This is a genomic window from Lysinibacillus sp. FSL M8-0216 (assembly GCF_038595555.1).
Classification (GTDB): Bacteria; Bacillota; Bacilli; order Bacillales_A; family Planococcaceae; genus Lysinibacillus; species Lysinibacillus fusiformis.
The window spans coordinates 4,605,541-4,619,304 of sequence record NZ_CP152007.1; the positions used below are offsets into that span (position 1 = coordinate 4,605,541).

At 42.6% G+C, this 13,764-nt stretch carries 10 protein-coding genes, 3 rRNA genes and 1 pseudogene; 4 read left to right on the top strand and 10 right to left on the bottom strand.

The window, feature by feature from the left end; genetic code table 11:
- Window positions 1–30 precede the first annotated feature (30 nt).
- From rrf to MKX57_RS22975, 3 genes are all read right to left on the bottom strand, one after another.
- Window positions 31–146 (bottom strand): 5S ribosomal RNA (rrf, locus tag MKX57_RS22965).
- 187 nt (window positions 147–333) lie between these two features.
- A 23S ribosomal RNA gene (locus MKX57_RS22970) occupies window positions 334–3,261 on the bottom strand.
- 306 nt (window positions 3,262–3,567) lie between these two features.
- Window positions 3,568–5,119, bottom strand: a 16S ribosomal RNA gene (locus MKX57_RS22975).
- Together the 16S, 23S and 5S rRNA genes form the textbook arrangement of a ribosomal RNA operon.
- Window positions 5,120–5,386: 267 nt before the next feature.
- On the opposite strand from MKX57_RS22975, the gene MKX57_RS22980 reads away from it, so the two are divergent.
- Window positions 5,387–6,043, top strand: a complete 657-nt coding sequence (locus MKX57_RS22980) for a hypothetical protein (protein ID WP_090002635.1) — start codon at window positions 5,387–5,389, stop codon at window positions 6,041–6,043.
- Between the two features lie 42 nt (window positions 6,044–6,085).
- Here the strand turns inward: MKX57_RS22980 and MKX57_RS22985 are convergent, their stop codons facing one another.
- Complete coding sequence (locus MKX57_RS22985; protein ID WP_090002636.1) at window positions 6,086–6,760, bottom strand: KinB-signaling pathway activation protein; 675 nt, start codon at window positions 6,758–6,760, stop codon at window positions 6,086–6,088.
- 151 nt (window positions 6,761–6,911) lie between these two features.
- Between MKX57_RS22985 and gerD the strand changes: the two genes are divergently transcribed.
- Window positions 6,912–7,520, top strand: a complete 609-nt coding sequence (gerD, locus tag MKX57_RS22990) for a spore germination lipoprotein GerD (protein ID WP_043989959.1) — start codon at window positions 6,912–6,914, stop codon at window positions 7,518–7,520.
- 52 nt (window positions 7,521–7,572) lie between these two features.
- On the opposite strand, the gene MKX57_RS22995 is transcribed toward gerD, so the two are convergent.
- The 3 genes from MKX57_RS22995 to MKX57_RS23005 form a co-directional block, all read right to left on the bottom strand.
- On the bottom strand, window positions 7,573–8,628 hold the full coding sequence (locus MKX57_RS22995) for a P-loop NTPase (protein ID WP_043989963.1): 1,056 nt from the start codon (window positions 8,626–8,628) through the stop codon (window positions 7,573–7,575).
- A 72-nt stretch (window positions 8,629–8,700) separates the two neighbouring features.
- Complete coding sequence (locus MKX57_RS23000; protein ID WP_008175554.1) at window positions 8,701–9,414, bottom strand: N-acetylmuramoyl-L-alanine amidase; 714 nt, start codon at window positions 9,412–9,414, stop codon at window positions 8,701–8,703.
- Window positions 9,415–9,545: 131 nt separating this feature from the next.
- Entirely contained in the window at window positions 9,546–10,493 is a 948-nt protein-coding gene (locus tag MKX57_RS23005) for a DUF4822 domain-containing protein (protein WP_043989974.1), read from the bottom strand.
- Window positions 10,494–10,870: 377 nt separating this feature from the next.
- Between MKX57_RS23005 and MKX57_RS23010 the strand changes: the two genes are divergently transcribed.
- Window positions 10,871–11,461: an ankyrin repeat domain-containing protein gene (locus tag MKX57_RS23010; RefSeq protein WP_089986387.1), complete on the top strand. Its 591-nt coding sequence runs from the start codon at window positions 10,871–10,873 to the stop codon at window positions 11,459–11,461.
- 14 nt (window positions 11,462–11,475) lie between these two features.
- Window positions 11,476–11,869: pseudogene (locus tag MKX57_RS23015) on the top strand (nucleoside deaminase); the annotation flags it as partial.
- A 117-nt stretch (window positions 11,870–11,986) separates the two neighbouring features.
- On the opposite strand, the gene rpsI reads toward MKX57_RS23015, so the two are convergent.
- The 3 genes from rpsI to truA form a co-directional block, all read right to left on the bottom strand.
- Window positions 11,987–12,379 carry a 30S ribosomal protein S9 gene (rpsI, locus tag MKX57_RS23020; RefSeq protein ID WP_004233744.1) on the bottom strand — a complete coding sequence of 131 codons (393 nt, stop codon included), beginning with the start codon at window positions 12,377–12,379 and terminating at the stop codon, window positions 11,987–11,989.
- Between the two features lie 25 nt (window positions 12,380–12,404).
- On the bottom strand, window positions 12,405–12,842 hold the full coding sequence (rplM, locus tag MKX57_RS23025; protein WP_004233742.1) for a 50S ribosomal protein L13: 438 nt from the start codon (window positions 12,840–12,842) through the stop codon (window positions 12,405–12,407).
- Between the two features lie 179 nt (window positions 12,843–13,021).
- A complete protein-coding gene (gene truA, locus MKX57_RS23030) occupies window positions 13,022–13,762 on the bottom strand; it encodes a tRNA pseudouridine(38-40) synthase TruA (RefSeq protein WP_090002638.1) in 741 nt (246 codons plus the stop codon).
- Window positions 13,763–13,764: the final 2 nt, after the last annotated feature.

Here is a 13,764-nt window from a genome sequence, read left to right on the forward strand (position 1 = left end):
CTACTGAGTGTATCAGTAGCGACTTTTTGCGCCTAGCGATGTCCTACTCTCACAGGGGGAAGCCCCCAACTACCATCGGCGCTAAAGAGCTTAACTTCCGTGTTCGGTATGGGAACGGGTGTGACCTCTTTGCCATCATCACTAGACTATAGTCGGCTTTCAATATACATCGCATTTCTTCGTCAGCTTCTGTCGTTCAGTCAGTCACGTACTTGAGTACGCTCCTTCCCTCTCTCTATTGCTTCCTCGAACTACTCGTATCTTGAAACCCTTCATAAAAGAAATTATTCTTTCAAAACTGGATAAACGGTTCATTGAATGTTTCAAACTTTTTTGGTTAAGTCCTCGATCGATTAGTATTCGTCAGCTCCATGTGTCACCACACTTCCACCTCGAACCTATCTACCTCATCGTCTTTGAGGGATCTTACTTACTTGCGTAATGGGAAATCTCATCTTGAGGGGGGCTTCATGCTTAGATGCTTTCAGCACTTATCCCGTCCACACATAGCTACCCAGCGATGCCTTTGGCAAGACAACTGGTACACCAGCGGTGTGTCCATCCCGGTCCTCTCGTACTAAGGACAGCTCCTCTCAAATTTCCTACGCCCACGACGGATAGGGACCGAACTGTCTCACGACGTTCTGAACCCAGCTCGCGTACCGCTTTAATGGGCGAACAGCCCAACCCTTGGGACCGACTACAGCCCCAGGATGCGATGAGCCGACATCGAGGTGCCAAACCTCCCCGTCGATGTGGACTCTTGGGGGAGATAAGCCTGTTATCCCCGGGGTAGCTTTTATCCGTTGAGCGATGGCCCTTCCATGCGGAACCACCGGATCACTAAGCCCGTCTTTCGACCCTGCTCGACTTGTAGGTCTCGCAGTCAAGCTCCCTTGTGCCTTTACACTCTACGAATGATTTCCAACCATTCTGAGGGAACCTTTGGGCGCCTCCGTTACCTTTTAGGAGGCGACCGCCCCAGTCAAACTGTCCGCCTGACACTGTCTCCTGCCCCGCTAAGGGGCATGGGTTAGAATTTCAATACAACCAGGGTAGTATCCCACCGACGCCTCCTTCGAAGCTGGCGCTCCGAGATCTCTGGCTCCTACCTATCCTGTACAAGTTGTACCAAAATTCAATATCAGGCTACAGTAAAGCTCCACGGGGTCTTTCCGTCCTGTCGCGGGTAACCTGCATCTTCACAGGTACTATAATTTCACCGAGTCTCTCGTTGAGACAGTGCCCAGATCGTTACGCCTTTCGTGCGGGTCGGAACTTACCCGACAAGGAATTTCGCTACCTTAGGACCGTTATAGTTACGGCCGCCGTTTACTGGGGCTTCAATTCGCAGCTTCGCTTGCGCTAACCACTCCTCTTAACCTTCCAGCACCGGGCAGGCGTCAGCCCCTATACGTCACCTTACGGTTTTGCAGAGACCTGTGTTTTTGCTAAACAGTCGCCTGGGCCTATTCACTGCGGCTCTCATGCGCTTGCACGCTCAAGAGCACCCCTTCTCCCGAAGTTACGGGGTCATTTTGCCGAGTTCCTTAACGAGAGTTCTCTCGCACACCTTAGGATTCTCTCCTCGACTACCTGTGTCGGTTTGCGGTACGGGCACCTCTCACCTCGATAGAGGCTTTTCTTGGCAGTGTGAAATCAGGAACTTCGTCCATACGGACTCGCCATCACAGCTCAACGTTACAGTGTGCGGATTTGCCTACACACACGCCTTACTGCTTGGACGCGCATAACCAACAGCGCGCTTACCCTATCCTACTGCGTCCCCCCATTTCTCAAACGGTGAGGAGGTGGTACAGGAATATCAACCTGTTGTCCATCGCCTACGCCTATCGGCCTCGGCTTAGGTCCCGACTAACCCTGAGCGGACGAGCCTTCCTCAGGAAACCTTAGTCATACGGTGGACGGGATTCTCACCCGTCTTTCGCTACTCATACCGGCATTCTCACTTCTAAGCGCTCCACCAGTCCTTCCGGTCTGACTTCAACGCACTTAGAACGCTCTCCTACCACTGACATCGTAGATGTCAATCCACAGCTTCGGTGAATCGTTTAGCCCCGATACATTTTCGGCGCAGCGTCACTCGACCAGTGAGCTATTACGCACTCTTTAAATGATGGCTGCTTCTAAGCCAACATCCTGGTTGTCTGTGCAACGCCACATCCTTTTCCACTTAACGATTACTTTGGGACCTTAGCTGGTGGTCTGGGCTGTTTCCCTTTTGACTACGGATCTTATCACTCGCAGTCTGACTCCCGTGTATAAATATCTGGCATTCGGAGTTTGTCTGAATTCGGTAAACCGGGATGGCCCCCTAGTCCAAACAGTGCTCTACCTCCAGTATTCTCATCACGAGGCTAGCCCTAAAGCTATTTCGGAGAGAACCAGCTATCTCCAAGTTCGATTGGAATTTCTCCGCTACCCACACCTCATCCCCGCACTTTTCAACGTGCGTGGGTTCGGGCCTCCAGTAAGTGTTACCTTACCTTCACCCTGGACATGGGTAGATCACCTGGTTTCGGGTCTACGACCACGTACTATTTCGCCCTATTCAGACTCGCTTTCGCTGCGGCTCCGCCTTCTAAAGCTTAACCTCGCACGTAATCGTAACTCGCCGGTTCATTCTACAAAAGGCACGCTATCACCCATTAACGGGCTCTAACTACTTGTAGGCACACGGTTTCAGGATCTCTTTCACTCCCCTTCCGGGGTGCTTTTCACCTTTCCCTCACGGTACTGGTTCACTATCGGTCACTAGGTAGTATTTAGCCTTGGGAGATGGTCCTCCCGGATTCCGACGGAATTTCACGTGTTCCGCCGTACTCAGGATCCACTCAGGAGGGAACGAACTTTCGACTACAGGGCTTTTACCTGCTCTGGCGGACCTTTCCAAGTCGCTTCATCTAACTCGCTCTTTTGTAACTCCGTATTGAGTGTCCTACAACCCCAAGAGGCAAGCCTCTTGGTTTGGGCTCTTCCCGTTTCGCTCGCCGCTACTCAGGGAATCGATTTTTCTTTCTCTTCCTCCAGGTACTTAGATGTTTCAGTTCCCTGGGTCTGCCTTCAAGACGCTATGTATTCACGTCAAGATACTACGCGATTAAACGTAGTGGGTTCCCCCATTCGGAAATCTCCGGATCAAAGCTCACTTACAGCTCCCCGAAGCATATCGGTGTTAGTGCCGTCCTTCTTCGGCTCCTAGTGCCAAGGCATTCGCCGTGCGCCCTTAATAACTTAACCTATCAGCTTTCAATACACATCGCATTTCGTTGTCAGCTTCACTCGTTCAATCAGTCACGTACTGAAGTACGCTCCTTCATTTACTCGATTGCTTCCTAGAACTGCTCGTGTCTTGAAACCTTTTAATGTTATTAAGCCTATAAAAAAACTTAAAAAATAAATGTGTTTGTTACTATTTCAATGTCGTTTTATCCAGTTTTCAAAGAACAAGTTTTGAAGTATTTCATTCAGAAGAATGAACCTTCAAAACTGAACGCAAAACGTAATCTTACAAACCCAAGGTTTGTATTCCGAAAATATCCTTAGAAAGGAGGTGATCCAGCCGCACCTTCCGATACGGCTACCTTGTTACGACTTCACCCCAATCATCTATCCCACCTTCGGCGGCTGGCTCCAAAAGGTTACCTCACCGACTTCGGGTGTTACAAACTCTCGTGGTGTGACGGGCGGTGTGTACAAGGCCCGGGAACGTATTCACCGCGGCATGCTGATCCGCGATTACTAGCGATTCCGGCTTCATGTAGGCGAGTTGCAGCCTACAATCCGAACTGAGAACGACTTTATCGGATTAGCTCCCTCTCGCGAGTTGGCAACCGTTTGTATCGTCCATTGTAGCACGTGTGTAGCCCAGGTCATAAGGGGCATGATGATTTGACGTCATCCCCACCTTCCTCCGGTTTGTCACCGGCAGTCACCTTAGAGTGCCCAACTAAATGATGGCAACTAAGATCAAGGGTTGCGCTCGTTGCGGGACTTAACCCAACATCTCACGACACGAGCTGACGACAACCATGCACCACCTGTCACCGTTGCCCCCGAAGGGGAAACTATATCTCTACAGTGGTCAACGGGATGTCAAGACCTGGTAAGGTTCTTCGCGTTGCTTCGAATTAAACCACATGCTCCACCGCTTGTGCGGGCCCCCGTCAATTCCTTTGAGTTTCAGTCTTGCGACCGTACTCCCCAGGCGGAGTGCTTAATGCGTTAGCTGCAGCACTAAGGGGCGGAAACCCCCTAACACTTAGCACTCATCGTTTACGGCGTGGACTACCAGGGTATCTAATCCTGTTTGCTCCCCACGCTTTCGCGCCTCAGTGTCAGTTACAGACCAGATAGTCGCCTTCGCCACTGGTGTTCCTCCAAATCTCTACGCATTTCACCGCTACACTTGGAATTCCACTATCCTCTTCTGCACTCAAGTCTCCCAGTTTCCAATGACCCTCCACGGTTGAGCCGTGGGCTTTCACATCAGACTTAAGAAACCACCTGCGCGCGCTTTACGCCCAATAATTCCGGACAACGCTTGCCACCTACGTATTACCGCGGCTGCTGGCACGTAGTTAGCCGTGGCTTTCTAATAAGGTACCGTCAAGGTACAGCCAGTTACTACTGTACTTGTTCTTCCCTTACAACAGAGTTTTACGAACCGAAATCCTTCTTCACTCACGCGGCGTTGCTCCATCAGGCTTTCGCCCATTGTGGAAGATTCCCTACTGCTGCCTCCCGTAGGAGTCTGGGCCGTGTCTCAGTCCCAGTGTGGCCGATCACCCTCTCAGGTCGGCTACGCATCGTCGCCTTGGTGAGCCGTTACCTCACCAACTAGCTAATGCGCCGCGGGCCCATCCTATAGCGACAGCCGAAACCGTCTTTCAGTGTTTCACCATGAGGTGAAACAGATTATTCGGTATTAGCCCCGGTTTCCCGGAGTTATCCCAAACTATAAGGTAGGTTGCCCACGTGTTACTCACCCGTCCGCCGCTAACGTCGAAGGAGCAAGCTCCTTCTCTGTTCGCTCGACTTGCATGTATTAGGCACGCCGCCAGCGTTCGTCCTGAGCCAGGATCAAACTCTCCATAAAAGAAATTTGATTAGCTCAAATTGTTTTGCTGGCATCAATTTTGATGTCCAAAATTTTGTTTCGTTCACTAGCTAGGCTGGCTACTAAAAACTTTATTGATTACGTTTTGCTTGTTCAGTTTTCAAGGTTCATGTTGTTTGTTTCACTGTCACCTCTTGGCGACTTATACATAATAACATCGATTATTCATGAAAGTCAACACTAAATCATAAGTTTTTTTAAAGAGACTTATTTTTTATTTAAAATAATAGAAATGAGGTTATTATTATGATCCGTAAAACGTTGATTTCACTGCTTCTAATCGGAATTCTCTTTGTTTTTCTAAAGCCTATAAATTCTACAATGATTTCTGTATTTAATATTGCGAACGCACCAGTTGTCGTTACAAAAGGTCATTACGGCACATCTCTTATTGTCGAGGTTTCATTCTCTGATGAGTCTCTAATGGATTGGCTTAAAACGGTAAAAGAGCCTTATCCGCTTCTTCTTCTAGATACAGATTGGATCAAGCGTTCCCCAGACCATATAAAAATTATTCAAGAACGGAAATTACCTACAGGACTACTTGGACCAGAGGATTCAATAGAAGAACCTATTAACATTAAGCTTGTACAAAAGGATATAGATATTTATGAACAATATTTCAAGGAAAAGCCACTTTGGTTTGCTACTCGGAATCACCAGTATTCACAAGACTTACAAAAATCTCTGTTTCAGCAACAAATGAATTTGCTATCTCCATCCCTTATTTGGCAGGGTGAGAAAACACCAAAACTCCAAAAAGGGGACTTTGTCTTTGTTCCATTACACCAAGATAGCTCAATTACTTTTAAAGAACTTAATACTTTAATACAGCAACATAAGTTTATGTCAATTGAGGAAAATATATTTGGCTATAAAGTACAAACTAAAAAATCTCCATAAAAAAAATTGCCTCTATTTTGTAGGAGGCAATTTTTTTTGCATTTAAGCATTTTTTGCTTGTTCTTGGCGCGCTTTGCGACGTGCTTCTAAATTTTGACGATCCTCATCGGATTTTGCATTATATTTTGGCAATACTAGTAATTGATATGCATTAACCGCCAATAACGGGAATAATAATAACGCGACGTATTCATTGATATTTTCATCACGACCCATTAATGCAATTGTCCATTCCAGAGTTGTAATGACAATCATGAAGAACAGAGCAGAAATGAATACATGTTTTTTCCCTGTTAACTTTACTTTTTGAACGGCCGTAGCTATGGCTCCAAAAATGAGGACGATTAATAATCCAACATAAAACAACCAACTTTGTCCATCCTTTACACCAGGTACAAAACGGAAGAAAATAATATCAAAAATAGTAATTGCAATGAGTAAAAGCTGCACCCAATTCCACAATGTAAGTGTTCTAAAGATATTTACACCTACTTGATGGAGTGTTAAATAAGCGAAAAAGCCAGCCTGTGCAATAACACTCATTGTAAATCCTAAGAAGACCATCCATAACAGTCCAGCGAAAAATTCTCCCCAATGACCATTTGCTATGTATGGTTGGAAGAAATCCCAGCGAATAAATAAACTAAAAACTCCGTTGACTACCCCACCAACGAGCATTGCAAAGAAGAAAAACTTTGCCCAATTTCGTATCGTCACAACTAAAAGTCCCCCAATTTCTCAATATATCTGTCCTTATTTTATCAATGCATTGTTAAAAAAGCTATTTCTCATCTTTCCCAATACATAAAGTCATCAGAAATGTGAACAATAATTGAAAGAGTCTATCTATAGAAAGGACTGATTATTGATGCGAAAATTCACCTTATTACTGATTCTAATGCTATTTCTTTCTGCCTGTTCACAAGATAAATCCTCTACTATGTCCTATGATGAAATAAAAAAAATTATGATTGACTCTTTACAAACAGAGGACGGTAAAAAGGCATTGCGACAGCTTTTAGAAGAGCCAAGTTTCCGTGAGCTGTTGATTTTAGAGCATGATGAAGTGAAAAAAGCTACTGAGGAAACATTACTTTCCAAGGAAGCTGAAGACTTTTGGAAGAAAACCTTTGAAGATCCAAAGTTTAAGGAAACCGTTGCAAAAAGTATGCAAAAACAGCAACAGGATATTATGAAGGATTTAATAAAAGATCCAACTTTCCAAAAGGATATGGAAGCCTTTTTTGGACAGCCTGATATGCAGAAACAGCTAGAGACTATCCTTAAATCATCCAATATGCGAAAGCAAATGGAGGAAGTAGTGAAGGAAACGATCGAAAGCCCATTAATGCAATCAAAATGGCAAGAGTTAATTAAAAAGAGTGGCGAAACAACTTCATCTGGAAGTGGCGATAAGAAAGAAGCAAGTGGTGGAAGCGGTGGCAGCACTGATAAGGAGCAAAAAGGCACTGAATAACTGTGGATTAAAAAAACGGATTTCCTCCAAAAGGATGGAAATCCGTTTTTTATTATTTATTTAATTTTTCAATGATTGTCGTCGCGATGTCTAAATAAATTTGTCCGGTAGTATGGTTTTCAGCATATACAGATGGTGCAAAATCAGCATCAGTCCAATCTGGTTGACCAAGTGGAATTTGGCCAAGTAGTTCCGTACGAAGCTCTTCTGCTAGTTTAGGACCTCCGCCTTGCCCAAAGACAAACTCTTTTTCACCTGATTTCGATTGGAACCAAGCCATGTTTTCAATAACACCTAAAATTTCATGGTCCGTTTGTAGAGCCATGGCACCTGCACGGGCTGCAACAAATGCTGCTGTTGGGTGAGGCGTTGTGACTACAATCTCTTTTGATGAAGGTAACATTTGATGAATATCTAATGCAACATCGCCTGTGCCAGGTGGTAAATCTAATAATAGGTAGTCAAGCTCTCCCCACTCTACATCACGGAAGAATTGATCTAATACTTTACCTAGCATCGGGCCACGCCATACAATAGGAGCATTATTTTCTACAAAGAAGCCCATTGAAATCATTTTTACACCAAAGCGATCTACTGGGAAAATACGATTATCGACTACTTTAGGCATATCCGTTACACCCATCATATCGGGCACACTAAAACCGTAAATATCTGCATCGATTAAGCCCACTTTTTTGCCTAGACGAGCTAGGGCAACAGCTAAGTTAACCGAAACTGTAGATTTACCTACTCCACCTTTACCCGAAGCAATTGAAATCACTTGAACTGTGCTAAGCGGTGATAAAATATCCTGTGCTTCAGATTCTGTTGCTGTGCCACGGAAGCTTTGAAGCTTTTCTGCTGATAGCTCTTCAAAACGAATACCAACCGTATTTACACCCGCTTCTTTTAACAACTCAACAATCTTCATTTGTAGTTGTAATTGTTCAGGTGTATTCAATTTAGCAATCGCAACTTTTACACTGACATGATTTTTTTCTTCTTTTATTGCTACGTTTGTAATTCCATCTGTTTCTGCAAGCGATTTATGTAAAAATGGATCTTGTAGTTGTCCTAGTATTTCTCGTACTTGTTGTTCAGTAATCACGACGAACACTCCCCTTATATTTTCTCCATGTTAGTATATCATAAATGATTTAATTTACGTTGTGATGTTGCTCTACTCAACTTTGGCTAATAGATACTCTTCTATACCTTCAACAATTGCATCTGCCATTTTTTCTTGGTAGTTCTTATCTGTTAATAATGCTCGCTCTTCATCATTACTAATAAATCCTGTCTCTACTAATGCCGCAGGTACTTCTGCTTTTTTCAGTAAATAAATCTGCTTAATAGACAATGCTTCTCGGTCTGTATTTTTTAAATTAGTACGAATTGACTCTTGAATACTTTTTGCAAGTATCTCACCGTCAGCATGTCCTTCCTTATGATAAAACACCTGTGCGCCACGCCATTTTGTTTCCGGAATAGCATTGGCATGAATGGTAATAAACACATCTGGTTTTTCTTTCTCTACAATATCCTTTCTTAAAAAGATATCTTGTTTTTTACGCTCTCTTAACGTTCCATATTTTTCTGATGGCGCGTGTTCATCAATAACATCACCACTTTTTGTTCTTGTCATGATGACTGTTGCGCCTTTCTTCTTCAATTTCTTCTCCACATGCTGTGAAATTGCAAGTGTAATATCCTTTTCAATGACTTCGCCCTTTGAAGCTCCTCCATCCTCTCCACCATGCCCTGCATCAATGACAATTTTTATGCCACCAAGTGGGTCTGGTAAAAAGAAGTTACGGTCCGAAGCATTTGTTTCATATGCCACGAACACTATACTCATAAGCATAATTACTCCTAGTGCCAGCCAGCGCTTCACCCATATCCACCACCCTTTTACATTTAGTGTACGAAGTTAGTGGATAAACTATGCCAGAAAGAAAAAAAAACTCACAAGTATTCAACTTGAGAGTTTTTAATTTATTTTATATAGAGGGAGGATAAACAATTTTATTGCAGTGTAAATTCTGGTTTAAATTCCCCTTCATATGGTTCATGCTCAACAAACACAGTTATCTCATTTCCATCTTTATCTTTACCTGTTCGTTTATACGTAAACTTCTTCTCATTCATTTCAGTAATTTCTAGAGCCACACCATATTTATTATCACCAAGTGAAACGTGAGCTCTGATTTTATTGTCATGAATGACGTCAAAGTAGCCATAGTCGCCGCGACTCTCGCCTGTTTCAGGGTTAAAGAATTCATATTTATTCGTTTCTGCATCGTATTTTGCAATACTAATGAAATTTGAATTAAATTCGGTTACATCATTACCATCTTCATCTAAAGCAACTGTGCCCTGCCACAATGTATTCGCTAAAATTTCATCACCATCTACATCAGTTACGATATCGCCTGTAGTCGCATTAAGAGTTTTGTCTGGATCTGTAAATGTAAGCTCTTTTTCCTGATAAGGGATATGCTCTACAAAGACTTCTACATCGTTTCCAGCAGCATCTTTGCCCATTCGTTTATAAGTGAAAATATCTTTGTTTAATTCTGTGATCTCTACAAGCGCTTGATAATTTTTGGACTCAGAAATTAAGATTCTTTGTTTTCCATCATTTGTAATGAAAAATGTTCCCTTATCATCACGACTTTCACCAGTAGTAGCATCAAAGAATTCGTAATGACCTGTCTTCACATCATATTTAGCCAAGCCAATAAAGTTTGAGTTTTCCTCAGTTAAATCATTGTTATCTTTATCGTATACTTTTGTACCTTGCCAGTTTGTAGCACTAAGAATAGTAGCCATTTCTTGACCCTTTGTTAGTTCCTCCTGTGCTTGTTCTTTCGTTGTATTATCTGTAGCTGCACTTTCCGTTTTTGTTTCCTCACTATTTGTAGTGTTGCCTTTCGCAGGCTCCTTATCTTGACATGCTGCAAGTAGTGCCATTGCTGCAACAGATATAATCAATAATTTTTTCATACCTACTTACCTCCATTTTTGCTTTATTTTTTTAGTTACACCAGCCTATCTCTTGAAAGGCTTGCTGTAGCTTTCATAATTTATATTAAAATGAATTGTTAAACTCCCTCTAAATAATTTCTTAAAAAAGCATAAACTTATCCGAAAATATTTTTAATAATTTTAAATCTGTGCAGAATTAACAATTATTATGCTAAGAAGACTATTTAAACGTTTTATAAATATACTAAAGAACGTGTTCTACTATATGTAAAAGCTAAGCGTAGTATATTTTTTTCATATTATTCGGGCAAGATGTTACGTGTTACCATATTTTTATAATATGGAAAGAGAAGGTGATAGAGATGAGCGATCATTTGGTTATTGCCGCTGCGAATGGAGAAACTGATAAAGTCCTAACACTTCTACAAGAAGGGGCCGATATCAATGCCACCGATCAATTAGGCAGAACAGCGGTATTAGCAGCCACTTATTATAATCAGGTGGAAACAGTAAGGGCTCTTATTCAGCATGATGCGGACATAAATATTCAAGATAATCATCTAGAAAATGTACTCCTTCATGCAGGGGCATCAGGTTTTCTAGAAATCGTGAAACTAGCCATCGCTGCTGGTGCCAATACGAAATTGACGAATCGCTTCGGAGGAGTGGCCATTATCCCCGCTGCAGAACGGGGTCATGTAGAAGTAGTTCGTGTCCTTTTGAACCATTCAGATATTGATGTCAATCATATTAACAATTTACATTGGACAGCTTTAATGGAGGCCGTCATTTTAGGGAATGGCGGTGAGAGACATCAAGAAATCGTTCAACTATTAGTGGATTATGGGGCAAATTTGAATATTACTGATAGAGATGGAGTCACACCGTTACAGCATGCAAAACAATTAGGTTTTCATAAAATAGAGTTAATTTTAAAAGAGGCTGAGTCATAAAGTTCTAGGAAGAGTTAATATAAGCTGCGAATGGGTAGGTGTTAGCCGAAGATCGAAATCATGTGTCTGGTGGCGACCATACGCAACATCCTGAGTTTGCATTAGCACGTTGGGCAGCTAAACATATGTCCGCTAAGGAAAGAAGTATCACAACGGTTTATACTTCCGGTGAGCATTGCCCTATGTGTGCAGCGCACATGGTTGGGTTGGGTTGTTTTAGGGAGAATTGTTTATGCTAGCTCGTCCAAACAACTTGCACAATGGTTGAAAGATATGGGCATCACTACTGCATGACGTGTTCGTCATTTATCTATTCAAGAAGTGATTCGAGATACACCTATTGATGGTCCAGCTCCTGAACTAGCTGAACGGGTACATCAGCTCCATCGACAATTTCATCAGAAATAATATTGAGCAATCTTCGGACAACAACTCCAAAGATTGCTTTTTATAATGGCTACTCTTTTCATACAAAAAGACCCTTTCCACAAAAGTAGAAAGAGTCTTTGATAGAAAAATTTGAAATTAACGTTTTGAGAACTGAGGTGCACGACGAGCGCCGCGTAGACCTGGTTTTTTACGTTCTTTCATGCGTGAATCACGAGTAAGTAATCCAGCTGATTTTAATGCAGCACGGAAATCTGGGTCTACTTGAAGTAGAGCACGAGCGATACCGTGACGAACAGCACCAGCTTGACCAGTGTATCCACCACCGTTAACGTTTACGTGGATATCATAGCTTCCTGTAGTTTCAGTAGCTACTAATGGTTGTTTAATTACTTCACGTAATGCAGCGAATGGTACGTATTCTTCGATTTCACGTTTGTTGATAACAATTTTACCTGTACCTGGTACTAAACGTACGCGAGCTACAGAGCTTTTACGGCGACCAGTGCCGATGTATTGAACTTGTGCCAAAGTAATATCCTCCTCTTAATTTATATTATCCGCGAAGCTCGTATGCTTCTGGTTTTTGTGCAGCATGTGGATGCTCTGTTCCAGTGTAAACATTAAGTTTAGTGAACATTTTACGACCTAAAGAGTTTTTAGGAAGCATTCCTTTAACTGCTAATTCGATCATTCTTGTTGGGTACTTGTCTAGCATTTCACCAGCAGTACGAGTTTTTAAACCACCTGCGAATTGAGTGTGGTGACGGTAAAGTTTACCTTCTAATTTGTTACCAGTTAAATGGATTTTGTCAGCGTTGATGATGATTACGTGATCACCTGTGTCAACGTTTGGTGTGAATGTTGGTTTATGTTTACCACGTAAGATTGCAGCTACTTCAGAAGCTAAACGTCCAAGAGTTTGGCCTTCTGCATCAACTACTAACCATTTACGGTCTACTTCGTGACCTTTAGCCATGAATGTTGTACGCATGTATATATCCTCCTAATCGATTCGATTACCGTTATTTTTCATTAAACTACACTATAAGTTTTCGGGGCTTATTTGTGGTGGTAATGAAAATACCATCTGTTATCATATAATGAATGACTTTTAAAGTCAAGCAATTTCATTAAACACCTGGTAAAGTTGTTTCGAGGTTGAAAGTGACACTAATAGAACACTTTTTCTAAGTACAAACCTTGTGGTGGCGCGGTTTTTCCAGCTTTATCCCGATCTTCTGAAGCAACTACCAGTGCTATATTTTCAATCGTCCGGCGATCAATACCAACTTCCCACAATGTACCTGCAATAATTCGCACCATATTATATAAGAAGCCACTGCCTTCAATAACCATATGAAGCTCTTCCCCATGCCACTCAAATTGTAGTGAGGTTACTGTCCTTACTTTATCCTGAACACTTGTATTGGATGCGCAGAAGCATGAAAAGTCATGTGTCCCAATGATAGCTTGAGCAGCCTTCTGCATGGCAACTACATCCGGTTTGACCCCGTTTGTCTCAACTGTATAATGTCTCCTAAATGGATTTTGAATAGGCTCACAGGACCAAATATAACGGTATCGCTTCCCAGTTACACTATAGCGTGCATGAAAATCATGTTCTACTTCTTCTACAGACATTACGCGAATATCTCTAGGGAGCTGCACATTCAAAGCTTTGCGATACTTGTCAGCTGGAATGGCTAGTGGTGTATCAAAATGCAATGTTTGCCCTGTTGCATGAACCCTAGCATCTGTACGTCCACTTGCGGTTACCTTCACCTTTTCCTCTTTATGCATAATGGCTAATACACGTTCTATTTCTGCCTGCACGGTGCGTTCCCCAGGCTGTACTTGATAGCCTGAGAAAAGTGTGCCGTCATAGCTAATAATTACTTTTAATCGTCGCATAA